This window comes from Pseudomonas sp. TWR2-1-1 (genome assembly GCF_049897045.1).
GTDB classification, from domain to species: domain Bacteria; phylum Pseudomonadota; class Gammaproteobacteria; order Pseudomonadales; family Pseudomonadaceae; genus Aquipseudomonas; species Aquipseudomonas versuta.
This window is the reverse complement of the sequence record NZ_JAFCVM010000014.1, coordinates 25,057-50,039: the sequence shown is the minus strand read 5'-3', so window position 1 is coordinate 50,039 and position 24,983 is coordinate 25,057. Positions and strand designations below refer to the sequence as shown.

At 59.5% G+C, this 24,983-nt stretch carries 21 protein-coding genes and 1 pseudogene; 6 read left to right on the top strand and 16 right to left on the bottom strand.

Annotated features, from left to right (window positions below):
- Positions 1-24: 24 nt before the first annotated feature.
- The 6 genes from ACP7BO_RS23370 to ACP7BO_RS23345 form a co-directional block, all read right to left on the bottom strand.
- Positions 25-699: an HAD family hydrolase gene (locus tag ACP7BO_RS23370; protein WP_397454900.1), complete on the bottom strand. Its 675-nt coding sequence runs from the start codon at positions 697-699 to the stop codon at positions 25-27.
- The gene (locus ACP7BO_RS23365; protein ID WP_060695456.1) at positions 696-1,655 is read right to left on the bottom strand and encodes an HpcH/HpaI aldolase/citrate lyase family protein; all 960 of its coding nucleotides are present in this window, start codon (positions 1,653-1,655) and stop codon (positions 696-698) included. Before ACP7BO_RS23365 ends, ACP7BO_RS23370 begins: the two co-directional genes overlap by 4 nt.
- Positions 1,655-2,749, bottom strand: coding sequence for a cysteine protease StiP family protein (locus ACP7BO_RS23360; protein ID WP_426212911.1), 1,095 nt, complete (start codon positions 2,747-2,749; stop codon positions 1,655-1,657). Before ACP7BO_RS23360 ends, ACP7BO_RS23365 begins: the two co-directional genes overlap by 1 nt.
- The gene (locus ACP7BO_RS23355) at positions 2,742-3,500 is read right to left on the bottom strand and encodes a trehalose phosphatase (protein WP_426212910.1); all 759 of its coding nucleotides are present in this window, start codon (positions 3,498-3,500) and stop codon (positions 2,742-2,744) included. Before ACP7BO_RS23355 ends, ACP7BO_RS23360 begins: the two co-directional genes overlap by 8 nt.
- Positions 3,490-4,626: a phosphoribosyltransferase domain-containing protein gene (locus tag ACP7BO_RS23350; protein WP_426212909.1), complete on the bottom strand. Its 1,137-nt coding sequence runs from the start codon at positions 4,624-4,626 to the stop codon at positions 3,490-3,492. Before ACP7BO_RS23350 ends, ACP7BO_RS23355 begins: the two co-directional genes overlap by 11 nt.
- 97 nt (positions 4,627-4,723) lie before the next feature.
- Positions 4,724-5,746, bottom strand: a complete 1,023-nt coding sequence (locus ACP7BO_RS23345) for an ATP-grasp domain-containing protein (RefSeq protein WP_426212908.1) — start codon at positions 5,744-5,746, stop codon at positions 4,724-4,726.
- Positions 5,747-5,970: 224 nt separating this feature from the next.
- Here ACP7BO_RS23345 and ACP7BO_RS23340 point away from each other — a divergent pair, with 224 nt between their 5' ends.
- Entirely contained in the window at positions 5,971-7,437 is a 1,467-nt protein-coding gene (locus ACP7BO_RS23340; protein WP_426212907.1) for an ArnT family glycosyltransferase, read from the top strand.
- A gap of 91 nt (positions 7,438-7,528) precedes the next feature.
- Positions 7,529-8,035, top strand: a complete 507-nt coding sequence (locus tag ACP7BO_RS23335) for a hypothetical protein (protein ID WP_426212906.1) — start codon at positions 7,529-7,531, stop codon at positions 8,033-8,035.
- 129 nt (positions 8,036-8,164) lie between these two features.
- Here ACP7BO_RS23335 and ACP7BO_RS23330 read toward each other — a convergent pair whose 3' ends face one another.
- On the bottom strand, positions 8,165-8,842 hold the full coding sequence (locus ACP7BO_RS23330; RefSeq protein ID WP_397454911.1) for a histidine phosphatase family protein: 678 nt from the start codon (positions 8,840-8,842) through the stop codon (positions 8,165-8,167).
- A 408-nt stretch (positions 8,843-9,250) separates the two neighbouring features.
- On the opposite strand from ACP7BO_RS23330, the pseudogene ACP7BO_RS23325 reads away from it, so the two are divergent.
- Together ACP7BO_RS23325 and ACP7BO_RS23320 are read left to right on the top strand one after the other, a co-directional pair.
- Positions 9,251-10,318 (top strand): annotated as a pseudogene (locus ACP7BO_RS23325) (methyl-accepting chemotaxis protein); the annotation flags it as partial.
- The gene (locus ACP7BO_RS23320) at positions 10,310-11,173 is read left to right on the top strand and encodes a methyl-accepting chemotaxis protein (protein WP_426212917.1); all 864 of its coding nucleotides are present in this window, start codon (positions 10,310-10,312) and stop codon (positions 11,171-11,173) included. The pseudogene ACP7BO_RS23325 and the gene ACP7BO_RS23320, both read left to right, overlap by 9 nt.
- Positions 11,174-11,328: 155 nt before the next feature.
- Here the strand turns inward: ACP7BO_RS23320 and ACP7BO_RS23315 are convergent, their stop codons facing one another.
- The 9 genes from ACP7BO_RS23315 to ACP7BO_RS23275 form a co-directional block, all read right to left on the bottom strand.
- Complete coding sequence (locus ACP7BO_RS23315; RefSeq protein WP_426212905.1) at positions 11,329-12,759, bottom strand: N-acyl-D-amino-acid deacylase family protein; 1,431 nt, start codon at positions 12,757-12,759, stop codon at positions 11,329-11,331.
- Between the two features lies 1 nt (position 12,760).
- On the bottom strand, positions 12,761-13,621 hold the full coding sequence (locus ACP7BO_RS23310) for a MurR/RpiR family transcriptional regulator (protein WP_426212904.1): 861 nt from the start codon (positions 13,619-13,621) through the stop codon (positions 12,761-12,763).
- Positions 13,622-14,971, bottom strand: coding sequence for a gluconate:H+ symporter (locus tag ACP7BO_RS23305; RefSeq protein ID WP_426212903.1), 1,350 nt, complete (start codon positions 14,969-14,971; stop codon positions 13,622-13,624).
- A 320-nt stretch (positions 14,972-15,291) separates the two neighbouring features.
- Positions 15,292-16,737: a SulP family inorganic anion transporter gene (locus ACP7BO_RS23300; protein ID WP_426212902.1), complete on the bottom strand. Its 1,446-nt coding sequence runs from the start codon at positions 16,735-16,737 to the stop codon at positions 15,292-15,294.
- A 162-nt stretch (positions 16,738-16,899) separates the two neighbouring features.
- Positions 16,900-18,567: a gamma-glutamyltransferase gene (gene ggt / locus ACP7BO_RS23295; RefSeq protein ID WP_426212901.1), complete on the bottom strand. Its 1,668-nt coding sequence runs from the start codon at positions 18,565-18,567 to the stop codon at positions 16,900-16,902.
- A 177-nt stretch (positions 18,568-18,744) separates the two neighbouring features.
- Positions 18,745-19,638 carry an NAD-dependent epimerase/dehydratase family protein gene (locus tag ACP7BO_RS23290; RefSeq protein ID WP_397454920.1) on the bottom strand — a complete coding sequence of 298 codons (894 nt, stop codon included), beginning with the start codon at positions 19,636-19,638 and terminating at the stop codon, positions 18,745-18,747.
- A gap of 113 nt (positions 19,639-19,751) precedes the next feature.
- Positions 19,752-20,663: a LysR family transcriptional regulator gene (locus ACP7BO_RS23285; RefSeq protein ID WP_060695486.1), complete on the bottom strand. Its 912-nt coding sequence runs from the start codon at positions 20,661-20,663 to the stop codon at positions 19,752-19,754.
- A gap of 106 nt (positions 20,664-20,769) precedes the next feature.
- Complete coding sequence (locus ACP7BO_RS23280) at positions 20,770-21,354, bottom strand: NAD(P)H-dependent oxidoreductase (protein WP_060695488.1); 585 nt, start codon at positions 21,352-21,354, stop codon at positions 20,770-20,772.
- A gap of 168 nt (positions 21,355-21,522) precedes the next feature.
- On the bottom strand, positions 21,523-22,287 hold the full coding sequence (locus ACP7BO_RS23275) for a sulfite exporter TauE/SafE family protein (RefSeq protein ID WP_426212900.1): 765 nt from the start codon (positions 22,285-22,287) through the stop codon (positions 21,523-21,525).
- A 160-nt stretch (positions 22,288-22,447) separates the two neighbouring features.
- Between ACP7BO_RS23275 and ACP7BO_RS23270 the strand changes: the two genes are divergently transcribed.
- On the top strand, positions 22,448-23,338 hold the full coding sequence (locus ACP7BO_RS23270) for a LysR substrate-binding domain-containing protein (protein WP_426212899.1): 891 nt from the start codon (positions 22,448-22,450) through the stop codon (positions 23,336-23,338).
- A 137-nt stretch (positions 23,339-23,475) separates the two neighbouring features.
- The gene (locus ACP7BO_RS23265; RefSeq protein ID WP_073510107.1) at positions 23,476-24,879 is read left to right on the top strand and encodes an amino acid permease; all 1,404 of its coding nucleotides are present in this window, start codon (positions 23,476-23,478) and stop codon (positions 24,877-24,879) included.
- The last annotated feature ends 104 nt before the right edge of the window (positions 24,880-24,983 follow it).

Sequence of the window (24,983 nt, the reverse complement as noted above, 5' to 3'; positions counted from 1 at the left end):
TGACGTGCTTTGCTTACGCCTTGCTTACAGCTCTTCGCGCAAGCACACATCAAGTGGCCGCTTGCGACGCCACAACGCGTGAAATTCGCGCCAATGTGGTTCCTGAGCGGCTCCGAGCATTTGTTCATCGCCCCGGGTGTCACCCCAGGCGCGCAATGTGTATTGATCCAGAGGTCCGTACCTGGCTTCCAGGCGAATGACCTTTTGTTCGCAGCGACAGTTGATACCGTCGATCTCACCTGTCAGAACGCCGTCGACTGAGGCCAGCCGGGTTCCGATCAGGCCGATACCAAGTTTTTTGGCGAAAGGCGCGAGCACCAGCTCAGGGGACGCCGAACAAATAGTCACCGTGGCCCCTTGCTCCAGCTGGGCGGCGACAGATGTTAAGCCCAAAGGGCGCATTAGACGCTGCCACGAAACGTCACAAAATGCTTCGGCGCGCTCCTTCACCCAAGCCTCTTTGGCACCGGTCAGATAGACCGTAATCAACTTTTCCTTCAAGTCATTACGCGATATCTGCCCCAGCAAGTAACTAAAGGTCGATGGAATCATGCGCAGCAAGCGCATGGCGAACAGCCGGTTGCCAAAGGCAAAGCGCAAAAACGGCACAAACGTATCGTGATAGGTCAGCGTGCCATCGAAATCGAACGCGGACAGAATCTGTTTGCCTTGGCCTGATGTATTCAAAACGTCGTTCAACCCACTAATTCAGCCAATCGCAGGCTGCCTCCAAAAGTGTCCGGCGAGCAGCCGGTTTCGGGGCGAACCCCTTGCCAATGTGCTCGCTCAATAATTGTTTGCGCCCATTTGTAATGGGTCGCAGGTTCGCACATGGCGTCGTTGAACTTGAACACCGCAGGCGCCGCCTCACTCAGTATGTGGCGTGCGCTGTTGAGATCTTCAAGGCTGACTTGCAACGCCCTGTGGATAACTGCAATTTGCGACGGATGAATTGCGGTTTTACCCACCAGCCCGTGGGCCATGTCCAGCGCCAGTTCCTGCTCCAGCAACTGCGGGCTATTGAGTTGTTCAAATACCGGGGCCGTAAGGGCGAAACCGGCGGAGCCCATCACCCCGCACAGCATCGGGATTACATAGCTCATGGGCGTGCTGTAAAGGGTCAGCGCCGGGCTACGACGCAAGCCCAGACACCCCATCAAATCGTTGCCGCCTATGCGCAAGGCGATGATGCGCCCCGGCAATTGCTCAAGCATTGCACTGCGCAGCTCGACCATGGCTCCCGGGTCATACACCTCGGGGGTCTCCAGGGTTGGCATCAGCATCAATTCGCTGCGAGTGACCGCCTGTTCCCACTCGCGGATGTTGCTCAGGCGCAGTTTTGGCACGACAAAACCGTCGACGTGGCGCATCAACGACCATTCATTCAGCACCGCCGCCATCGCCGCATCCCGGGGGCGAACAAACAGGATCGGGCCGCCGGACGGACGGGCCCCGCGGGCTTCGATCCCCAGCAACAGATTTCTCAGATTGTTGAGCCCCTGCTGCACGTCAGTCTCGGCCACTGCGTCTTCAAGGCACACCACCAGCGAGCGCAAGCCCTGGAGCTTTTGCCCCATGACCACATCCAGAATATCGGGACGGGTAGCCGGCATATAAAGAGTGGCGCCCAAGGCATAGGCGGAATGTTTGATCATCAGCGAACACTCCTTATTACAGTGACGGCGCGATACGGCCCCAACGCTTCACCGACTTCTTCGACTTCGATATTCGCCTGCCTTGTAAGGTGCAGCAGCAATTGAACATCCTGATCGTCACGACTGCGCACCAGCACGTGATCCGGCACCCGGCGCATGACGGCACGCGTGGCCTCGGCGATGCCCGGTTTGACGCGGTTGGGGTTACTCACAGCAAACCGTGTCGAGATACGTTCGACCGCAGCCACGGCTGAGTGTTGCAACACTTGCGCCTGCTCCGGTGTCCAGGGCTGGGCGGCTGCCCGGGGCGCCAGTTGCGCGCGCTCGGCTTCGATGCTGTGGATAAAGTCTTGAGTCACGTCGTGGCCGGCCAGATGGTCATACACCACGCAACCATGCAGGCCGGGGTCTTGCGGCCAGATAGAACGGGAAACAAGGCCCGACACTGTCGCCCCCAGAATGCCCGAAGGGATCAGCCAGTCTTCCGCCGAAGCCGCCAGCCAGGCACGCCCGCAAGGGTCGGCCAGCACCACCAGCCGCGGATCGGCCGGGAACCGCGAATCACCCGCCAGGCTGTCGCGGATTTGCCCGCTGATCGCACCTTTGCCGGTCCAGCCATCTACAAACACGATGTTCTCGGCGCCGTGGGTCTTGATGATAGCTTCGAGTGCGACGTTGTCGATTCCGCGATCACGAATAATGCTGATCCCGTAATGCCGGGCATCGCGCCCCGCCTCGACCAGCGCGCGACGCAACAACACGCCCAGCGGCAACCCGGCACGCACAAACGACACCAGCGCAATCGTCGGGCCGTTGTAGCGCTGGCTCAGTGCCTGGGCCAGTGCCTGCACATCTGCCGCCATGCGCGCGCCATTTTGCGCCAGCGCCAGCCGGTACAAGCTTTTATGGGTCTCGGAAGGCGGATGTTCCTGGCTGATCATTTCCGAGTAGTGCCGCTGGCGGGTCTGGATCAGGCGCTCTTTTTCCTGCACATCGGTGACTTCAATCTGCATCGTGCGCAGCAGAAAATGCACGTCATCCGCGGCATAACTGCCACTGCCGACCGTTTGCAGCCCTTCGAAAGCATTACTCATGGCTGACACTCGCCAATACATGGCTGGCCAACTGGCCCCGCTTGGGCGTACCCCACCAATCGCACTCGGTCATAAAGCCCATGTCCGAGACACTGTCGCCAAAGCCCAGCAACGGCCGTTTACCGTTGATCGCCTGATCGCGCCGCACCCATTCGCGTACCGCGGCGCGCTTTTGCAGCGCCACCGGCAGGAACGCCAGGTTGTTACCGTTGCCGTGCACGTACAGCCCGTCAAGCAAACCGCGCGCCTTGACCACGGCCAGCACGCTGAGCAGTGCATCATCGGTTTCGTTGTTGTGCTTGGTAACCACGTAATTGGCCAGGCCTTGCTCTTCAACCACCCAGCCACGCAGGGAAAACCCCAGCTCGGTGCCAATGGCCAGGGTTTGCTCGCTCAACTGGTGCAGACGGGTTTGCTCCAGCGCCAGTTCATCGCACATATGCGCATGCCAGAGCGGATCCAGCGAACCGTCTGGATTGAGAATTACCCCGCCGTGGGCACACACCGCACCGTGGACGAATGGCAATTGCACCCGTTGATAGGCTTCGATGCTGCGAGCGGTTACCGGAACCACATCGGCAGTGGCCAGCAGCCATTCGACAAAGCTTTTCTGCGTCGCGCTCATAAAGCCGTTGGGCTCACCGTCCACATCCAGCGTCGCCGGGTAGCGTGGCTCGTCGCCCATTTTGCGGGCGGTCTGAAACAAGGTGTCGTCCAGATCAACGAACACCAGCGGACGATTAACGCTCATCAACGATCACCTGTGCATTCAATGCGCTGATCAACGCCGGATCGACCGCCGCCGCCGGGGTTTCAGTACAAATCAGCACCCGGTCGAACTGGCCGAGGGCGACGTTGTACAGGAAGTTGGGAATGCCCAGACCATAGTTGTCGCAGAACGACAGCGCATGATCGATGGCATGCCCCAACGCAATCGGCGAACGGCTAGTGGAACTGAAGTGCACATCGGCACCGGCTCGCTCCAGGCGCTCGGCCAACAGGAACGGGCGCCAGACATACTCGCTGGTGCCAATGACCAATACCCGCTCCCCGGGCGAAACCTGCAAGCCGGGCGCCAGCGTATCGAGGTGTTCACGCACCCCCATGCGGGCCCAGTCGCGATTCGGGTCCAGAGGCCAGTCGCCTTGGGCAACACTGCCTACTTCAGGCATGTCCGGCAGCTCTGCGGCGGGGTCTTCGGTGAAGGTGTAGCTACCGTCGAGCAACGACACGCTGCTGACGTGATCGCCCATCGCCTTGCGCACCGCATCCCCGGACCAGTCGGTCAGGGTGGCCGTGACGATCCGCTCAATGGAATCGAGCCCGGCGTCGGCAAGCGCCTTGCTCAGGTTGATAAAGGTATTGCCGGTCGACGCTTCGTCGTCCACCAGTACCAGCGAACGGGCTGTCAGCATCATCTCGCGGGTCTTGGCATCCTGTGGCAGGTGCAGCAAATGCGAGCTGGCGTGGCTGTGCTCTTCTTCAAAACGGGTAAACAGTTCGCCGCCGGTCGGGTGGCGGCTGCTGCACAGGTACAGGCTGTCATCACGGGTACGGCTCAGGGCACGGTGCACACCTGCGCCAAGCCCCACGGCAGTTTCAGCCATGCCGATCACCAGCACGGGGCCCGGCAGGTCGGCAGGGATCTTCGCCGCCAGCGCGTTAAAGCTTGCGGCCATCAACGACGGACGGGCCGGGATATGCCGCCCGAGCACACGGGAAACAAACAAAAAAGCGCGCTTGGGATTGCGGCGCTCGGCAAAACTGAAAAGTGCCTGTGGATCAAAGGTCGATGCATTGACCTCAACGTCCAGTCGACCGCGTTTAAGGTTTGCGTGCAAAGCCTTGGCTCCGGTCATGGGGTTACCGCTGTTCATCAATGTTTTACTACCTGCAAATACGTAAAAAGTGAGGGACGATCTGGGAGTCCGGGGCTTGGGACAAGTAAAAAATGGTTACTGGAGATGCCCGAAGTCAGCTCAGCCGGTTTACCAGAGTCTCCCCGCTAACCGGAACGACGACCGTGATGGCCTTGACCTGAATATTCTCGCGCCAGACACCGACCGGCTCGGGCAGCCCCAAGCGACGGGCGGCAAAGATACCGGGCAGGTTAATCCCCGCTTCACGGGTATATCCGATGCCGCCGGAATAACGCAGATTGATCTCCAGCAGATGCGGATTGCCTTCGGCGTCATCGCGGGTTTGCACGTTAACGATACCGTCGCACCTGAAATGCCGGGCGGCCCGCAGTGCCAGCTCGACGGCAGCACCGTCGCATTCGAATGACTGCATCAGGCCCTGTTTGCGCCGCCCCACATACGCCACCGCGTTGCCCGCCTCGCACACCATATCCACCGACACCTCGCTGCCGGGCATGTATGGCATGACCAGCAACGGTTTGGGCTCAACGGATTGGCCATAGGCCCGGGCAAACACCGCCGCGTTCACTTCATGGGCATCGGCATTGGCAAAGCTGCGAAACGGATCGACATCATCGCCCAGGCGCCAGAAGCCCTGACCATAAATGCCGCGTGTCGGTTTCACACACACTTGGCCATCAAGGGACAACCGGGCATAGGCCTCTTGCAGCTCGGCCTGATTGTGCACGGTAACCGCCGGAATGCACGCCAGCCCTGCGGCCAGCGCCTGACGGGTGAATACCGACTTGTCGTCGACCCGCTCAAAGGTGTCCAGGTCCAGAGCGCCCGTGACCAGCTGCAGCCCTGCGGCCTCGAATTCACCGCGATGGGCTTCATACACCTGACCCGCGCGCCCGGCCAGCACCACCTTGATCTGATGGCTGCGGGCCTGCTCAATGATCCAGGCAATGCGTTCTTGATTGTCCTGCGGCTCACGCCAGGCGACATCGGCCAGTCCGGTTATTTCAGGGCGATTTTGTCGGTGCGAGGCGAAAACCCGTACCGCATCGGGCAGTGCCTCGCGCGCGCCGGCAATCACATCGCGCTGGCTGGATTGCCCTTCAAGAAACCAGATCATGAACATCCTTTGCTGCAGAGGGAGGAAACACACGTTAAGCGCGGGAGTCTAGCGGATGGGGCCAGCAGATGCCCCCAGTGATTAAGCGCGCCAGCCCCCACATAAGTACTTCCCTCACCCCGTACCACTTTTGCAGAGCAGACAGCACAGGTTTCACATTTTGTTAAGAATTCCCCTCCTATACTCCAGCGCACAATTTCTCCCGACTCTTGCCTGGTAGCCCAATGCGTCTGACTCGCCCTGCTGTGCTGTTACTGCTGCTCGGTTGCATGCTGTTCTTTTTTGTACTGGGCAATCACCAACTGCAAGGCTCGACCGAGTCCCGGGTAGCGGGCATCGCCATGCAGATGCACCTGAGCAACGATTGGGTGACGCCCTCATTGCTCAACCAGCCCTTCCTCGAAAAGCCGCCTTTAAGCCTGTGGCTGGATGCAGGCGCCATTCGCCTGTTCGGCGGTGAGTTATTCGCCGTGCGCCTGGCGTCAGCCTTCGCCGGATTATTTTGCGTCATGTTGCTGTACACCATGCTGCGCAAGCTTGGGCGCCCCACGGCATGGGCCTGGACGGCTGCGGCGATGCTGGCAACCATGGCCAGCTTTTGGAGCAATAGCCGTCAAGTGGGAGAAGACGCCCTGCTGACACTGGGCGTGAGCATGGCGCTGCTGGCGTTTTTTCATGCCAGCCGCCAACCGGGCTTTGCCCGCGGCAGCTGGCTGCTGTTTGCGGCCGGGATTGCCATTGCAACCCTGAGCAAAGGCATATTCGGTCTGGCACTGCCCGGCGTGGTGATCTTTTTCTTCCTGCTGAGCGAGAGCCTGATAGCGAAACGTTTTGTCCTGCGCGACTGGCTGCGACCGGCCCTGTTGACCCTGCTCGGACTGATCCCGCTGATGATCTGGCTATGCCTGCTCTATCAGCGCGGCGGCCTTCAGGCTGTGGGCGAGGTGCTGTGGACCAACAGCGTGGGGCGCTTCAGCGGATCGTTTGTCGAAGCCGGGCATTACGAAGCCTTTGACTACTACCTGAGGAAACTGCCCGAAGCCTTCATGCCGTGGAACCTGTTGACCTATCTGGGGCTCTGGCATTTTCGCAAGCAACTGCGAAGCAACCCGTACTTGCTGTTTTTCTGTGTCTGGCTACTGGCGCAATTTCTACTGCTGAACCTGGCTTCAAGCAAACGCGCGGTATACCTCATGTCACTGGCGCCGGCAGCAGCGGTCATTGCAGCTGAATATGCCCGCGTGGTGCTGGGCTGGCTGCGCAAGAAAAGCGCGACCAGCGCTGTGGCCAGGTTCCTGAGCGAACATCATCGTGCTCTCGCCGCGGGGCTGTTTGCCTGCATCGTGATCGCCTATCTGCTGGCCGCTCTATGGGCTCCACGCGCCGACAAGGAAGATTCATTTCAACCGGTAGCGGCGCAAGCGCTAAGCCTGCAAGCCAGTGGCAAACACATCGGGTTAATGCAGCCCGACGAGCGCCTCGGAGCACTGGTGTTCTACAGCCAGCAATTGCAGAAGACGCTGGACTCCACAGCTGAGCTGCGAGCTTTTCTCAGCGCCTCGCCCGATAACATCGCAATCGTCGAACAACCGGATGTCCCCGGCCTGCCCTTGAACATCGTGAGCAAGGTCAGTGTCGGACGTCACAACTATTATTTCGTGAGCCTGGCCACACCCGCGTCCCGGACTTGATCCTGAGCAACATAAGCGCGGTTACCGTGGCCGATTGCGGTGTATTGACTACGCTCCCTGTGCTGAACGTTTCCCAGCCAAGGAGCCTGTCATGACCATCAGTATTACCAGCAAGACCCTGAGCGACTATGACGCCAATCTGGCGTTCAATACGGCTACCGCGTTCCTGCGCAAGTCCGATCTCGCCAATTATTTGATCGATCAACTCGAGCAGCAACACGTGAAGATCAACCTTGAAGTCAGCGCTGACCCGGCGCTGGCGGACAAGGACTCTTCGAACGACGGCTCGATTTTATGGAACCTGCACACCGCCACTTCACCCAGCCCGCAACTGTCCGACGTTTCGGCCCTGCTCAGCCGCATCCCGGCCGGGCAAAAGCAATACATCACCAGCCAGTGGGTGCTAATGCATTTACTGGCACTTGCCTGCCATCAGTTGAACGATCAGCTGAATTTTCGCGATGCGGATGCGACGTGGCCATGGCTGGACGAAAAAGTCCTGAGCGCCGGCGATATCGAAAATGTTGTGGCCCGTGAACTCAGCGACCTGCCGTTGCCCGAAGAGCAAAACTGGAGTCGCCTGCTGGGACGTGTTTGATCTGCAAACAGATCTGGAGAGGTAGCTTGCCAGGGCAAACTGTGGAGGAGAGCGGCTTGCCCGCGATAGCATTCCCGCGGTTTATCAGCACCATCACGTTGCCTGCATCGCAGACAAGCCGACGTCAGGTCAGAACTGCGAGGCTTCAACCCCGTGCAGCACCGGCGTGACCACCGGTACGATGTTCGACCAGTCTTTAGTCTCGATATAGCCCAGCATCTGCGGGCCATGCGCGCCATCGTCCTGGATGAACAATGAAGCCCCGTAACCGAACGTTGTATCCGTTGGCACATGCATGTCCGCTTCCAGCGCGTCCATACATTCGCTGTGGGTCACCAGCACCAGGTTACGGCCTGGAAGCTTGTGCTTGAGAGCGTCACGCAACATTGTGCCGCGGCAATTGAATAGCCAGTCCTGCGCCTCGACCGGGCGAATGAACATGGCATCGGCGGTTTGCCGGGCACGGGTCAGTTCGCTGCTGTAAATATCGGCGTTCTTGAGCCCCAGCTGTCTGAAATTGGCGCCCAGTTCCTGAACCACTACTTCGCCATGTACCGTGATTCCGTCGGCCAGCCCCAGGCATGGCGTCGGCGTGCGATCGCAACGTTCGCCATGGCGCACCAGAGCAATCACGTCACCTTTGGCCCAGCTTTGGGTCAGGGCCAGCACCTGGCCGGCATTCTTTGACTGAGCCAGGTTGGGTGCCGGCACTGGTGACAGGAGGTGCAACGTGACCGCACCGGTCAGCAGGCTGGCCGCCACGATCACAAGAGCATTTCTATAACGCGCCAGCACGCTGCGCAGCATTGCGCGTGTGGCTCCAGCCAGACGAAGACTTGAAATCACGGAAGAAATACCCCCTACGACAGTCAATGGACGACATTGGCCGCCACGCTATAACGCGAATATGACAATGGATCGATGCGCGCCTCTTTTGTGAAAGCAAGACTTGCACACAGCAGGCAACTACAAGCTGAACCAGAGTCTAAAAAACCCCGCGTCAGAGGCAGGTGAAACGAATGTGAAAAAAAGCGTAAAAGCGCCCTTACCCCCATGGTTAAAAGGGCCTTTGACCAAATATTCATTGTTATCAAGAAAACATTTCAGCTCTGGGAAGTGCCGCCGATACAGCCGAACACAAGCATTCTGCTGGGCCAATAACTAAAACCCTCCAGCGAAATTCGATCCTGCGTGCACCGTTCCTGGAGAACTATTATGAATAGCTGGCTGAGTAACATCAGCGTCAACCTGAAACTGACCCTGGGCTTTGGCCTGGTACTGCTCCTCACTTGCGTCATGGCGATTTTTGACTGGCTGAGCCTGGACAAAATGGTTGATCGCAGTAACTGGATGAGCGATATCACACGGCTCAATACTGCGTTTACCAACCTGCGGGTCACGCGCTTGCAATACATGCTGACTGACGGCGACGAGACCGCCGCGCAAGCCGTGCAAACCAGTATCGACGCGTTTCAGGAACAGCAAAAAAAACTGATCAGCACCTTCCAGAGCGCAGAAAACCTCACGCTTCTCAAGGAACAGCAAGCCATCATCAGCGACTACGAGCGCGCACTGGTGACCATGCGCAAGGCGTATGTTGAATCTGCCGAATCGCGGGCCATCATGGACCGCAATGCCAAACTGGCCCAGGAGGCCATCGCCACGCTGTTGAACAGCGCCCTGCAATTGCCTGCCGGCGATGAGTCTCGCTTCGCGATGTTCCAGACCGTGTCTGAAGTCCGTGAACAGTTCCTGCTCTCGCGCTATCAGGTGCGTGCTTATATTGCTTTACCGACTCCAGCCACCGAACTGGCCGCACGCCAGCAACTGGACCGGACCGTCGCCAGTCTTGAAAAGCTCAACCCTTATTTCGCCACGAGTGCCACACAAACCCTGAGCACCCTGACCCGGACCATGGAGCAGTACCAACAGGCACTGCAGCTGTACGCCAGCACCGACAACACCATCATCGACATGCGCAAGAAGATGACCGAGTACGGCAGTAGCGTTTTGAGCCGCAGCGATGAGCTGTACAAAATCCAGCTGCAACGCCGCGACATCGAAAGTGCCACTGCCAATAGCATGCAATTGATCACCACCTTGCTGGTACTGCTGTTCGGCATCGCCGCTGCCGTGATCATCACGCGCCAGATTACCCGCCCGCTGCGTGAAACCCTGGACGTGGTCGAGCGCATTGCCAGCGGCGACCTGAGCCACAACCTGCGGGTTACCCGCCGTGATGAACTGGGCGTGTTGCAACAAGGCATTGCCCGCATGGGCACCACCCTGCGGGACTTGATCGGCGGCATTCGCGATGGCGTTACTCAAATTGCCAGCGCTGCCGAAGAGCTGTCAGCCGTCACCGAGCAAACCAGCGCCGGGGTCAACAGCCAGAAGATCGAGACCGATCAGGTGGCCACTGCCATGCATGAAATGACTGCCACCGTGCAGGAAGTTGCACGCAATGCCGAGCAAGCCTCGCAAGCCGCCGCAGCCGCTGACGGCGAAGCCCGTGACGGCGACAAGGTGGTCAATCAGGCCATTGACCAGATCGAGCGCCTGGCAGTGGAAGTCGGCCGTTCGACCGAAGCCATGGCCGTGCTGCAACAGGAAAGCGACAAGATCGGCAGCGTCATGGACGTGATCAAGGCGGTTGCCGAGCAAACCAATTTGCTGGCCCTCAACGCCGCAATCGAAGCCGCCCGTGCCGGCGACGCCGGGCGCGGTTTTGCCGTAGTGGCTGATGAAGTGCGCGGCCTGGCCCAGCGCACGCAAAAATCCACCGAAGAGATTCAGACCCTGGTAGCGGCCTTGCAAAGCGGCACCCAACATGTGGCCAGCGTCATGAATAACAGCCGCTCCCTGACTGACAGCAGCGTGACCCTGACCCGTCAGGCGGGGACTTCGTTGCAGGGTATTACCCGCACCGTGTCGAACATTCAGTCAATGAACCAGCAGATTGCCGCCGCCGCCGAGCAGCAAAGCGCAGTGGCCGAAGAGATCAGCCGCAGCATCGTCAACGTGCGCGACGTCTCCGAGCAAACCGCCGCCGCCAGCGACGAGACCGCCAAGTCCAGCGTTGAACTGGCGCGCCTGGGCAATCAGCTGCAGGAGATGGTGAGCCACTTTAAAATCTGACCCTGAACGTGTAGCCAGCTCCCACAACGTGTAATTCACAACATCTTCACTATGGGAGCCGGCTTGCCGGCGATAGCCACACCGCTATGTTTCCCGCCTGCCTGGTCGCCCGAATCGCTGGCAGCCAGTGCCCGCAAGGGCCATTGCCCCCCTCTCTATCGAGGCAGGAACACACCGGCGCGGTTACCGTTGGCCACGCCGTCCTCATAACTCAGCACCCCGTTGACCCACACCCCGTCGATCCCTTGTGCGGCCTGTTGCGGAGCATTGAAGTCCGCTACGTCGCGCACAGTCTGGGGATCGAACAACACCAGATCCGCCCAGTTGCCTTCGCGTATCTCTCCCCTGCCCTCAAGACCAAAACGAGCCGCCGACAACCCGCTCATTTTGTGTACCGCCGTGTGCAGCGGGAACAATCCCAGATCACGACTGAAATGCCCGAGAACCCGTGGAAACGCCCCCCACAAACGCGGATGAGGAAACGGATCGTCAGGCAGGCCATCGGAGCCGATCATTGACAGCGGGTGCGCCAGAATCCTGCGCACGTCGCTTTCATCCATCCCGTAATACACCGCGCCCGCCGGTTGCAGGCGCTGCGCAGCGGCCAGCAACGACACGCCCCACAGCCCTGCAATGTCCTGCAAGTCACGCCCGCCCATCTCGGGATGCGGTGTCGACCAGGTGATGGTGATCCGGAACGCGTCGGTCACCTGTTTGAGATCAAGGGTCGAAGAACTGGCGGCGTAGGGATAGCAGTCGCAACCCACCGCATGGGTTTTCGCGGCCTGTTCCAGGGCTGCCAGCAAGTGCGGGCTGCGCCCCCAATTACCCGCACCTGCACATTTAAGGTGGGAAATAATCACCGGCACCCGGGCCTGGCGACCGATCAGAAACGCTTCGTCCATGGCCTCCAGTACCGGCTCGAATTCGCTGCGCAGATGGGTGGTGTACAGCGCACCGCAAGCCGTCAATTCTGCAGCCAGTTGCAACACCTCGTCGGTCTCGGCGTTAAACGCACTGGCGTACGCCAGCCCTGTGGATAACCCCAGCGCACCCGCCTCCAGGCTTTCACGCAGTTGCTGACGCATGCCGCGTATTTCGCTGACCGTGGCGGTGCGCTGCAAATCGTCCATGTGATTGCTGCGCAAGGCCGTATGGCCGATCAGCGCGCCAACATTCAGTGCAGGCCGCGCAGCCGTCACGGCGGCGCGGTAGTCACTGAAACGCGGGTAGACAAACGCGGCTTTGCTGCCCAGCAGGTTCATCGGGTCAGGCGGCTCATCACGCAATGTCACCGGCGAAGCACTGATGCCGCAGTTGCCGACAATCACTGTGGTCACGCCCTGACTGAGCTTTGGCAGCATCTGCGGCTGACGGATCACCACCGTATCGTCATGGGTGTGTACATCAATAAACCCCGGCGCCAGTACCCGGCCCGCCGCGTCTATTTCCCGTGTGCCACGTGCATCGCCCAGCTCGCCAATACGCTCGATACGCCCGGCGCGTACCGCCACATCTGCGCTATAGGCTGGCACGTTGCTGCCATCGATTACCCGGGCATTGCGAATCACTGTGTCGTAGCGCATTTCAATCCCCTAATGGCAGGCAGTCGTCGCCGCCACGATAGTCATCCAGTGCCAGTTTGATCCGGCGCAAGCGCTCCTGATTGGCTTCAGGCATCGACAGCGCCAGCTCGGTGGAAAGTACGTCAATGGCCAGCATCATCCCGTAACGGGCCGCCGTGGGTTTGTAGATGAAGCTGGTTTCCACCCCTTGAAGCGCCAGCACCACATCGGCCAATTGCGCCAGAGGCGTATCGGGCCGGGTGATGGCGATCACTTTGGCGCCATAGTTGTGGGCCAGCTTGACCACATCGATCAACTCCGGGGTCAGGCCGGTCAGCGAGCACACAATCACCGCATGCTCCGGGCCCAGCGTGGCCGCCGTGATACGCATCATCACCACGTCGCGACAGGACGCCACGGGATAGCCCAGGCGCACCAGACGCACCTGCAATTCATCGCTGTACACGCTGGAAGTGCCGCCCATGCCGAACGCATGAATCATTTTCGCCTCGCCCAGCAACCTGACCGCATCGGCGAAATGCACGCCATTGAAGCCGGCCAGATGCTCGTGCAAGGTCGATTCGATATCACTCAGGATCTGGCGAAAAAAAGCCGACTGCTCAGGCATGCTGCCGGTATCGAGAAAACGCTTGCCCACCCCGCTGGCCTGCGCCAGCTGCAGACGCAAGTCTCGCAAATCGCGGCAGCCGACACTGCGGGCAAAGCGCGATAACGTGGCGCTGCTGACCTCGGCCCGCAGCGCCAACTCGTCAAGGCTGGCGTTCGCGGCAAAAGCAATATCGCTGAGCATGAGCCGGGCAATTCGGGCCTCGGCGGCGCTGAAGGTGTCCTGACGAACCCGGATTTGATACAGGATGTCCATTTAAATCAGCTCTGAAAGGATCAGGGTAAAACCGAATGCGATGACTGAAATCAAGGTTTCCAGCACCGTCCAGGTTTTGAAGGTCTGCGCGACGGTCATATTGAAGTATTCCTTCACCAGCCAGAAGCCGCCGTCATTCACGTGGGAGAAAATCACCGAGCCTGCGCCCGTGGCCAGCACCAATAACTCCGGGTGTGGATAACCCAGCCCCAGCGCCACGGGCGCCACAATCCCCGACGCCGTGGTCATGGCGACGGTGGCCGAGCCTGTGGCGATGCGCATCAGGGCTGCAAACACCCACCCCATGAACAGCGGCGACAACTGAAAGTCCTGGGCCAGGCCGACAATTTCAGTGGTCACCCCCGAGTCGATCAGAATCCGGTTCAGGCCGCCCCCGGCCCCCACCAGCAAGGTGATGCTGGCCGTAGGCGCCAGACACTCATTGGTGAATTTGAGGATCGATTCACGACTGAAGCCCTGGGCCAGCCCCAGGGTCCAGAAGCTGACAACGGTCGCGATCAGCAGGGCCATTACCGAGTTGCCGATAAATTGCAGAAACTGATTAAAAACGCTGCCCGGGGTCGAGATCAGGTTGGCCCAGCCGCCGACCAGCATCAGCAATACCGGCAGCAAAATCGTACCCAGGGTGATGCTGCAACTGGGTAGCCGTGCGCGCGGTTCGCGATTGATGAACTGCTGTTCCAGCGGGTTAACGTCCGGCAACTGAATACGCGGCACGATGAATTTGGCAAATACCGGACCGGCGATGATCGCCGTGGGAACGCCGATCAGAATCGCGTACATCAGGGTTTGCCCGACCGACGCCTGATACGCCTGCACCGCCAGCATCGCAGCCGGGTGCGGCGGCACCAGTGCATGCACCACCGACAACCCGGCCACCATCGGCAAGCCGACCATCAGCACCGACACCCCGACCCGCCGGGCAACGGTAAAAGCGATTGGCACCAGCAGCACAAAACCGACTTCGAAAAACAGCGGCAGGCCCACCAGAAAGGCGATGCAGACCATGGCCCAATGCGCGTTGCGCTCACCGAAGCGATCAATCAGGGTACGTGCTACCTGCTCGGCGCCACCCGACTCGGCCATCATCTTGCCGAGCATCGTGCCCAGGGCCACCACCAGCGCAATATGCCCCAGGGTTTTGCCGACACCGCCCTCATAAGCGCCGATCACACTGCCCGCAGGCATGCCCGCCATCAGGCCCAGGCCGATGGCCACCAGGGTAATGACGATAAATGGATTGATCTTGTAGCGCGCAATCAGAACGATCAGCGCAATGATGGCAATGGCCGCATACAACAGCAGCCCGTAGCCCGAAGATGGCGTCATGCGATGTTCCCCCGGCAATAGTTCTTGAGTTGTCTTGAAACTCAAAAAGCATTACCTGGGCGATTTGACAATCTTTATGAAAATAACTTTCGCGCAGTGACATGTGCTGTCGCATACAGGCATGAGCTAACAGCACAAATGAAAATCACAGGGGCGAATTTTCATTGATCGGTTCTGTAGGAGCGAGCTTGCTCGCGAGCTTTTCAGCGCAGAGCTCGCGAGCAAACTCGCTCCTACAGGGGGTGTGGTGGCTACCGCGGATGGTGTGGGAGCGGGCTTGCCAGCGATGCCAGATTGACATCGTCGCTGTCGTTCCTGGATTACTCGTGGTGTACCCGCGCGCGCTTGAGCAGTTTTTTGCTGCGCTCGGATAAATGCAGGACCCGCAGGTGCTTGTCCGCTTTTCTGTAACGCTCGCGCAGGGTGTCCAGCGCGGCAATCGCCGAGTAGTCGACAAAGCTCAGATGGCTGCAATCAAGGGTCACTTTGGCAGGGTCGCCGGCAGGGTCGAACTGTTTGAGAAAGGTCGCCGTCGAAGCAAAAAACAGCGTGCCGTGGACCCGGTAAAGCTTGCTGCCGTCACTCTCAAGATACGTGTCGGCGTACAGCTGTCGCGCTTGCTGCCAGGCAAAATTGAGTGCCGCAATGATCACTCCGCACAGCACGGCGACGGCCAGATCGGTGAACACGGTAATCACCGTTACCGCGATGATCACCAGTACATCGTTGAGCGGCACCTTGTTAAAGACCCGTAATGAAGCCCAGGCAAAGGTCTGCTGCGAGACCACGAACATCACGCCAACCAGCGCGGCCAGCGGAATGCGCTCGATAAACGGCGACAGAAACAGTATGAACAGCAGGATCATGAGCCCCGCCGTTACCCCGGACAATCGACCACGCCCGCCGGAGCTGAGGTTAACCACGGTCTGGCCGATCATTGCGCAGCCGCCCATGCCGCCAAACACCCCTGACACCATGTTCGCGGCCCCCAAGGCCACGCACTCGCGGTCCGGGAAGCCACGGCTCTCGGTAATTTCATCGGTCAGGTTCAGGGTCAGCAGGGTTTCCAGCAGGCCGACCAGCGCCATCACGATGGCGTAGGGCGCGATGATGCGCAGGGTTTCAAGGCTCCACGGGATATCGGGCAGACTGAACGTCGGCAAGCCACCGGCAATGTGCGCCATGTCACCCAGGGTGCGGGTCGGCAACCCCAACAGCCAGACCGCCAGCCCCACCCCCAGGATTGCCACCAGGGCCGGCGGCGCGGCGCGGGTCACCCGGGGCAGCAAATAGACGATGGCCATGGTCAGCACCACCAGTCCGATCATCAGGTACAACGGCGCGCCGGTCAGCCAGGTTGCACCCTCTTTGAAATGATCCAGTTGGGCCATGGCAATGATGATCGCCAGGCCGTTGACGAAGCCCAGCATCACCGAGTGCGGCACCATGCGCACCAGCTTGCCGAGCCTGAGCAGCCCGAACGCCAGCATGATCAGCCCGCCCAGCAGCACCGTGGCCAGCAGGTATTGCACGCCGTGTTGCACCACCAGCGCGACAATCACCACGGCCATGGAGCCGGCAGCGCCGGATACCATGCCCGGCCGTCCGCCGAAGAGCGCGGTAAGGGTGCAAATGATGAACGCCCCGTACAGCCCCATCAACGGATTGAGGTGGGCAACCAGGGCGAAAGCGATGCACTCGGGCAGCAGGGCGAACGACGTCGTGAGTCCGGCCAGGACATCAGCGCGCAGACGTGTGAGTTTCATGGCGTACCTAAAATTCGGGGCGGGGAAAGCGGAGGGAATATTGAGAAACGAATGGTAACAAATTGCGAAGATACGAGATAACTGTAGGAGCGAGCTTGCTCGCGAGCTTTTCAGCGCAGAGCTCGCGAGCAAGCTCGCTCCTACAGGTTTTTCAGGGTGTTCTTACTTCACAACCTTGCCAACCCCGCGACCACGGGGGTCAGAGGCGGTTTCCAGCTGAGTGCCGTTAACCCGGATCGCCTGAATATCGCCCATGTTCCAGCCCTGATCTTCCAGGGTGTAGCCCATGGTTTTCAGCTCGTCGGCCACGTTGCCGGTGAGTGGCGCGTAGGCGTCGTAGTAGATCGTGTCTTTAGGCAGCAACTGGTGATGCACGCGCTGCGCGGACACGGCTTTTTCCAGCGGCAGGTTGTAGTCGTAGATATTGTTCAGCACCTGGAAGATCGAGGTGAAAATCCGCGAACCACCCGGCGTACCGAGTACCAGAGTGACCTGACCGTCGCGGGTCACCAGGCTTGGGCTCATCGACGACAGCATGCGCTTGCCCGGCTCGATGGCGTTGGCATTGCCGCCGACCACACCAAAGGCATTGGCAACCCCCGGCTTGGAGCTGAAGTCGTCCATTTCGTCGTTGAGCAGGAAGCCCGCACCTTTAACCACAACCCCGTTGCCGTAATCCCAGTTCAGGGTGTAGGTGTTGCTGACAGCGTTGCCTTGTTTATCGACGATGGAGAAGTGCGTGGTCTGATGCGGTTCCAGGCCTGGCTTGACGTTGGCCGTTGGCGAAATCGCTTGCGGGTTCACTTCTTTCGCCCGCTTGGCGATGTAGGCCGGGTCGGTCAATTCAGCCACCGGCATCTTGCCGAAGTCCGGATCGCCGAGGTAATCGGCACGGTCGGCAAACACGCGCTTTTCGATTTCAGCCAACAGGTGGATGTAAGGTGCCGAGTTCAGCTCCACGCCTTTGAAGTCCGCCGCACGGTCTTCCTTGATGCCGATCAGTTGCGCCAGCGCGATACCGCCAGAGCTCGGCAGGGGTGCGGTGTACAAGGTGTTGCCGCGGAAATCGACCCGCATCGGCTCACGCCAGTTGACCTTGTAGTCATTGAGATCTTCTTTGGTGATCAGGCCTTTGTCCTGCTGCATTTGAGCGACCAGCAGGTCGGCAGTCTTGCCCTGGTAGAAGTCTTTGGCGCCCTGGTCGGCAATGCGCTCCAGGGTGGCGGCCAGCTCTGGCTGCTTGAAGGTCTCGCCAGGCTTCATGGAGCCGAAATAGTCGCTGAAATTGGTGGTGCCGTTAAACAGGGCCAAGGCATCTTCGCAGTATTGATATTGCTGACCGGCCACCTTGAAACCGTTTTTTGCATAACCCACGGCCGGGGTCAGCAGCTCGCTCCATGGCAATTTGCCAAAACGCTGATGCACCTCCCACAAGCCCATCACCGTACCCGGCACGCCAGCAGCGCGCGAGCCAACCAGGCTCAGGTTCTCGATGATTTCGCCCTTGTCATTGAGGTACATGTCGCGGCTGGCAGCCTTGGGCGCCGTTTCGCGATAGTCGAGAAAATAGGGTTTGCCATCGATAAACAGGGTCATGAAACCACCGCCACCAATGTTCCCGGCTTCGGGGTAAGTCACGGCCAGCGTGAACGCGGTAGCGACCGCTGCGTCGACGGCGTTGCCGCCTTTTTTGAGAATTTGCGCCGCGACTTCAGCACCGTATTGATCCGGTGCCGCCACTGCCCCGCCTTCCAGCGTGACGGCAAACGCTGAAGAGCTGGCGGCGATGGCAGCCGTCAAGGCCAGGGTTTTGAACCATACAACACGCATTGGTACTTCCTTTTGTTTTTATAGAACGATGCCGAACCTTGTCTGATTTCAGTAACGTTTTCAAACAACAAAAGTAAATGTGCGGGCCTGTGCACAAACCGAAAACCAATCTGAAAAACTGTAGGCGCGAGCGTGCTCGCGCCTACGGGGTCAGCGATGCGCAATCAGGGTCTGGGGTTACAGCATTTCGTTTTTGATCCACTCCACCACGCACGTGCGTTTCGGTACCCAGCCCAGCAGTTCACGGGCATTTTTACCGCGTACGCGGCTGTTGGAGCCCAGGCCGTAGTTGGCCATTTCATAGCCCCATTCGGCTTCAGCTTCGGCCAGTGGCCAGTCGTGGGCTTCGCCCAGACCCAGCACCCGAGCGATGGCGTTGCTCATATCGCGAAACGACGCTTCGCCGCTTTCAACAAAGTAGAACGTCCCGGCCGGGGTCTTTTCCAGCGCCAGCAGGTACAACGCCACAACGTCTTCGATATGCACGTTGGACCAGATGTTTTGTCCCGGCCCCACATGGCGCACGACTGCGCTTTTACGCGCCTGTTTGAGCAGGCGCGGCAGTTGCACGCTGTCGCGCTTCACACCCAGGCTGTGGCCGTAAATCAGGGTGTTGCAGATGACTGCCGAGCGCACATTGTCGTGAGCCGCCGCCAGCACCAGGTTGTCGATGGCAACCCGCGCCGCCTTGTCCACAGTCGGCTCGGGCAACTGGCCTTCGTAGTAAATGACGTCGCTGGCCTTGCCACCCGACGCGTCGCCGACAATGCTCGAACCGCTGGTGTGCAAAAACACTTTGCCTGTGCCACGCAGGGCTTTGATCAAGGCTTCGACGGCGCCCCGATGGTCGCTGCTGGCCGCGTTGATCACGGCATCCGCCTGGCCGGCCTGTTGCGCGAGCAAGTCGCTGTCATCCAGAGAACCCAGCACCGGAGTGATGCCCAGGGCGAGCATTTCCTGCTCCTGATCCGTGCTGCGTACCAGGCCCGTGACCTGATGCCCGGCCTTGACCAAAGCAGTGGCAATTGAACCGCCGATAAAACCTGCTGCGCCGGTAACAAAAACTTTCATGGAATGACTCCCGCGTGAATAAGTGATGGACCCAGTATCGGAGAGTGAAGGCAGCGGAAAAACCCGCTGCGGGCCAATTCAGTCTTGCGCGCAGATCACGAGTCAGCGGGGATTTACCCCTTGAAGTACGGCACTGCATAGCTGGCGAGCTTGTCCTGGATGAAGTCCAGAAAGCACTGAATCCGCAGCGCCAGCTGCGAGTTACGGTAGTACACGGCGTTAATCGGCTGGCGGTAGCCGCTGTTGAACTCCTCGAGCACCACTTGCAGGCGCCCGGCCTTGACGTCTTCATGGGTCATGAAGTGCGACAGGCAGGCGATGCCCTGCCCTTGCAGCGCCAGGTGGCGCACCGTCTCGCCGCTGGAAGCGCTGATTTCAGGCTCGATGGCCCAGCGATCGCCCTGTGCATAACGCAACGGCCATTGGTTCAAACCGTCATTTTGGGTAAAGCCGATCAGGGTGTGACGGGCCAGATCTGCAACGCTGGCGGGTGCGCCGTGCCGGGCGATGTAGTCAGGGCTGGCGAGGATGCTCAAGGGGCTGCAGCCCAATGAACGGGCGTGCAAGGTGGAGTCGGCCAGGGTGCCGATGCGGATCGCGATGTCGGTGCTTTGCTCCAGCAAGTCGATGATCAGATCGTTGCTGTTGAGCTCCAGCTGGATCTCGGGGTAAAGCGTTCGGAATTCGCTGACGTACGGCACGATGGCATGCAGCATGAACGGTGAGGCGGCATTGATCCGCAGGCGCCCGGACGGCGTGCGCTGGTGCGAACTCAAACGCTCTTCAAGTTCCTCCATTTGCGCCAGGATCAGCTTGGCCCGTTCAAAGAAAAACTTGCCTTCTTCGGTCAGGTCCATGCGCCGCGTGGTGCGGTTGATCAAGGTGGTTTCGAGCTTGGCCTCAAGCCGTGACAACGTACGACTCACGGCCGAAGGGGTTTGCCCGGCTTGTTCGGCAGCAGCGGAAATGGAGCCGCACTCAATCACCGAAACAAAGATTTGCAGCTCATCGGATCTGGCTTTCACAGATGTCCCTCATTGGTAACTGCCTGCAGCGTAGTCGCTGACTCGCGAAGCGAGGCTACGAGCCTTTGTTTCGCAAAGCGAGTCAGCGATTACGGTACTGCAGGCGTTACATGCCGAACACTTGTTTCAGGTGTTGCTCATAACGGGCGGCATCTTCTTGCGGTTGCGGACGTTTCATTACGTCGACACACAGGAAGGTCGGCAAGGCGGTCATGCCGAGGAACTCGTTGGCCTTGTGGAACGGGAAGTACACCGCGTCCACGCCTTTGCCTTCAAAGAAGTCGGCCGGATCATCGAACGCTTGCTGCGGTGCGTTCCAGGTCAGCGACAACATGTATTTTTTGCCGTGAATCAAACCACCGCTGCCATAACGTTGCGAGGCGTCGGAACGGGTACGGCCGTCGCTGGCGTAGAGCTTGCCGTGACCTTCGGTGAAAACTTCGTCGATGTATTTTTTAACGATCCAGGGTGCGCCCATCCACCAGCCCGGCATTTGATAAATGATCACGTCGGCCCACAGGAATTTTTCGACTTCCTCGGCTATGTCGTAACCCTCATCGATGTGGGTGACTTTGACTTCGAAGCCCTGGCGATCGAAAAAGGCCAGTGCAGTGTCGTGCATGGTCAGGTTGTAGCGACCATCGGAATGTGCAAATTTTTTGGCACCATTAAGCAAGAGTATTTTTTTCATCATCAGCCTCATTCGGGATTAACCCTCAGCGCTGTTGAGCTGCCTTCGGGTGTTAAAGATTCAATACCTGGCAGGGTATCGATCACTGCCCCGGGGAAAAACCCGCAATCAAGCAAATCACCTTTGCCTATGCAGCACGAATAACCGCCAGATTGTTGCTGAAAAACTTTAGCCACCGATCAGCAGGTGCACACCCAGCAGCGCCATACCGATAAAAAACACACGTTTGAACAATGTGGCGCTGATACGCCGGCGCAACCATTGCCCCAGCCACATGCCCAGCATCGCGGGCAGCAGCGCCAGCAATGAAGCATTAAGCTCGCCGCCCCCCAGATTGCCTCGCCAGTAAAGACCGGCAGCCAGGGCCAATGTGGAGACGCTGAACGACAATCCCAAGGCCTGTACCAGCTGGTTCGTGCTTAAGCCCAGGGCCTGCAGATACGGCACGGCCGGGATCACAAACACACCGGTGGCCGAGGTAATGATTCCGGTGATCAGCCCGCATGCTGGCCCCAGCAAGTGTTCGGCGGCAGGTGCGACCCGCAGCACGGGTAGCAACAGGCCACTCAAGGCATACAGCAACAAAGCCGCGCCCAAAGCCCGGACCACCCAACTGCCGCCATCGATACTCAGCCAAAGCATGCCCAGGCCGGTGCCCAGAAAAATCCCCAGTTGCATGGGCCACAGACGCTTTATGAGCCCGCGCAACTGCCCGCCCGCAACCAGTTGCCAGGTGTTGGTAACTATCGAGGGAATGATCAGCAACGCCGCAGCCTGCGCCGGAGCAATAGCCAGGCCCAGCAAGCCCATTGCCACCGTGGGCAAGCCGAGGCCAATCACGCCCTTGACCGTGCCAGCCAGTAAAAATGTGACCAGCACCAGCAGCGACACAAGCAAGCCAAGATGTTGGTAGAACTCGATCAGGGTTTTCATGGGCCTATGCTGGGCCAAGGTACCGGGCTTGAAAATGCGCCATATACTGAGCCAGCCTCTTGCACAGCAAGAGGCATATCTATCAATGCAGCGCGCCAGCAAGCCCGGGGGGCTGAATCGCGGGCAAGCCCGCCCCACAAGGTGTGTGACATGGAGGCTTATGCATTTCGATTTGGTGGATTTACGGCTGTACCTCAATTGCCTGCAGACCGGCAGCATCACCGCCGGCGCCGCTCTCAGCCATTTGTCGCTGGCCGCCGCCAGTGCGCGGATCAGGGCTATGGAGGCGGCGCTGGGAGTCGAATTCCTGCAGCGCAGTCGACGCGGGGTCAGCCCGACGCCCGCAGGCCAGGCGCTGGCCCAACATGCCCGGCTGTTGCTGCAACAGGTGGAGCGCATGAACCACGATCTGACCGAGTACGCTCAAGGCTTTAAAGGTCAGGTACGCCTGCTGTGCAATACCGCGGCGCTTACCGAATACCTGCCCGAGTTGCTGGCCGATTTTGTACGCCTGCATCCCAACATCAGCGTCGACCAGCAGGAATTGACCAGCCTGCGTATCACCCACGCCCTGCGCCAGGACGCCGCCGATATCGGCGTCATTTCCAATGCGGTGGATACCCGGGGGCTGCAAACCCGGGCGTTTCGCGATGATCCGCTGGTGCTGGCGATACCGCTGGAACACCCGCTGACCCGCATTCCGGCGCTCAGATTCGGCGACACCCTGAGCCACCACTATGTCGGGCTTTCAGCCAGCAGCGCACTGGCGGTTTATCTGGAAGAACAGGCGTTGCACTGCGGTCTTCGCATGCAGGTCCGAATCCGTGCCGAAGGTTTTGATGGCGTGTTGCGCATGGTCGCCCGGGGCGCCGGGCTGGGCATCGTGCCCAAAGCCACCATCGAACGCTGGCAAGCACCGCGCACGTTTAAGGTGGTGAGCCTGAATGAGCCGTGGGCAGACCGCAAACTGCTGCTGTGCGCCCGTTCCTTTGAACAGTTGCCAAGCTATGCCAGAACCCTGCTTGAGGCGCTTTCGGCCAATTGCTGTTAAGAATTGTCTTAGAGTCGTTTACGCCTGTATGCCTGAATTTTTACCAAGAGTAATATCCGCGTCTTGCTGAACCGACGTGGCGCCCGGCGCCCCGTTGATTTGATCAACATTGAGAATAACCACCCACAAGGCACCCGATGGCTGACGCTAATTCCCCTCCGGTCACACTCAAACGCGGTTTGAAAAATCGCCATATCCAGCTGATTGCCTTGGGCGGCGCTATCGGTACGGGGCTGTTTCTGGGCTCGGCCGGCGTACTCAAGTCGGCAGGCCCGTCGATGATTCTCGGTTATGCGATTGCCGGTTTTATCGCGTTTCTGATCATGCGCCAGCTCGGCGAGATGATTGTCGAAGAGCCCGTCGCCGGCTCGTTCAGCCACTTTGCCCATAAATACTGGGGCGGCTATGCCGGGTTCCTGTCGGGCTGGAACTATTGGGTGCTGTACGTGCTGGTGGGCATGGCCGAGCTGACTGCGGTCGGCAAATACATCCAGTTCTGGTGGCCCGAGGTACCGACCTGGGTCAGTGCCGTCGTGTTCTTTGTGCTGGTCAACCTGATCAATACCCTGAACGTGAAGGTCTTCGGCGAGATGGAATTCTGGTTCGCGATCATCAAGGTGGTGGCGATTGTCGGCATGATCGTGCTCGGTTGCTACCTGCTGATCAGCGGCACCGGCGGCTCCCAGGCGTCGTTCAGCAACCTGTGGAGCCACGGTGGATTCTTCCCCAATGGCGGCACCGGCCTGCTGATGGCAATGGCCTTTATCATGTTCTCCTTCGGTGGCCTGGAGCTGGTGGGCATCACCGCCGCCGAGGCCAGCGAACCGAAAAAAGTGATCCCCAAGGCCATCAACCAGGTGGTGTACCGGATTCTGATTTTCTACGTCGGCGCACTGACGGTTCTGTTGGCACTGTACCCGTGGGACCAGTTGCTGGTGACGCTGGGCGCTGGAGGCGATGCGTACGGCAGCAGCCCGTTTGTGCAGATTTTTGCCTTGATCGGCAGTAATACCGCAGCCCAGATCCTCAACTTTGTGGTGCTGACAGCCGCGCTGTCGGTCTACAACAGCGGCGTTTACTGCAACAGCCGCATGCTCTTCGGCCTGGCTGAACAGGGCGATGCACCCAAGGCGCTGATGAAGCTGACCAAAAACGGTGTGCCATTGCGGGCACTGGGGGTGTCGGCGCTGGTGACCTTGCTGTGCGTGGTGGTCAACTACGTGGCGCCGCACAAGGCACTGGAGTTGCTGTTCGCACTGGTGGTTGCCTCGTTGATGATCAACTGGGCGCTGATCAGCCTCACCCATATCAAGTTCCGCAAGGCCATGGCGGTACAGGGTGTGAAGCCTTCGTTCAAAGCGTTCTGGTTCCCGTTCAGCAACATCCTGTGCCTGGTGTTCATGGCCACCATCGTCTCGGTGATCTGGATGATCCCCGATGTACGCGCTTCGGTGTACGCGATCCCGGTGTGGCTGCTGATCCTTTACGGGTTCTATCGGGTTCGCCTGCGTACTGGCAAAGCATTGGCAAATCCGCGCTGATCTGACCCACAAAAGCCCCGGTCCTTGTATCAAGTACCGGGGCTTTTGCGTATCCGGGGGCTGCGTAATCGAGTCACTGGGGGTCGGAACCAGGCATCTGCCAC

Bases quoted from the DNA above. Each gene is read 5' to 3' on its own strand.
- ACP7BO_RS23365 (WP_060695456.1), bottom strand. From the start codon at position 1,655: ATGATCAAACATTCCGCCTATGCCTTGGGCGCCACTCTTTATATGCCG.
- ACP7BO_RS23360 (WP_426212911.1), bottom strand. From the start codon at position 2,749: ATGAGTAATGCTTTCGAAGGGCTGCAAACGGTCGGCAGTGGCAGTTAT.
- ACP7BO_RS23355 (WP_426212910.1), bottom strand. From the start codon at position 3,500: ATGAGCGTTAATCGTCCGCTGGTGTTCGTTGATCTGGACGACACCTTG.
- ACP7BO_RS23350 (WP_426212909.1), bottom strand. From the start codon at position 4,626: ATGAACAGCGGTAACCCCATGACCGGAGCCAAGGCTTTGCACGCAAAC.
- ACP7BO_RS23345 (WP_426212908.1), bottom strand. From the start codon at position 5,746: ATGATCTGGTTTCTTGAAGGGCAATCCAGCCAGCGCGATGTGATTGCC.
- ACP7BO_RS23340 (WP_426212907.1), top strand. From the start codon at position 5,971: ATGCGTCTGACTCGCCCTGCTGTGCTGTTACTGCTGCTCGGTTGCATG.
- ACP7BO_RS23335 (WP_426212906.1), top strand. From the start codon at position 7,529: ATGACCATCAGTATTACCAGCAAGACCCTGAGCGACTATGACGCCAAT.
- ACP7BO_RS23330 (WP_397454911.1), bottom strand. From the start codon at position 8,842: ATGCTGCGCAGCGTGCTGGCGCGTTATAGAAATGCTCTTGTGATCGTG.
- ACP7BO_RS23320 (WP_426212917.1), top strand. From the start codon at position 10,310: ATGGGCACCACCCTGCGGGACTTGATCGGCGGCATTCGCGATGGCGTT.
- ACP7BO_RS23315 (WP_426212905.1), bottom strand. From the start codon at position 12,759: ATGCGCTACGACACAGTGATTCGCAATGCCCGGGTAATCGATGGCAGC.
- ACP7BO_RS23310 (WP_426212904.1), bottom strand. From the start codon at position 13,621: ATGGACATCCTGTATCAAATCCGGGTTCGTCAGGACACCTTCAGCGCC.
- ACP7BO_RS23305 (WP_426212903.1), bottom strand. From the start codon at position 14,971: ATGACGCCATCTTCGGGCTACGGGCTGCTGTTGTATGCGGCCATTGCC.
- ACP7BO_RS23300 (WP_426212902.1), bottom strand. From the start codon at position 16,737: ATGAAACTCACACGTCTGCGCGCTGATGTCCTGGCCGGACTCACGACG.
- ggt (WP_426212901.1), bottom strand. From the start codon at position 18,567: ATGCGTGTTGTATGGTTCAAAACCCTGGCCTTGACGGCTGCCATCGCC.
- ACP7BO_RS23290 (WP_397454920.1), bottom strand. From the start codon at position 19,638: ATGAAAGTTTTTGTTACCGGCGCAGCAGGTTTTATCGGCGGTTCAATT.
- ACP7BO_RS23280 (WP_060695488.1), bottom strand. From the start codon at position 21,354: ATGAAAAAAATACTCTTGCTTAATGGTGCCAAAAAATTTGCACATTCC.
- ACP7BO_RS23275 (WP_426212900.1), bottom strand. From the start codon at position 22,287: ATGAAAACCCTGATCGAGTTCTACCAACATCTTGGCTTGCTTGTGTCG.
- ACP7BO_RS23270 (WP_426212899.1), top strand. From the start codon at position 22,448: ATGCATTTCGATTTGGTGGATTTACGGCTGTACCTCAATTGCCTGCAG.
- ACP7BO_RS23265 (WP_073510107.1), top strand. From the start codon at position 23,476: ATGGCTGACGCTAATTCCCCTCCGGTCACACTCAAACGCGGTTTGAAA.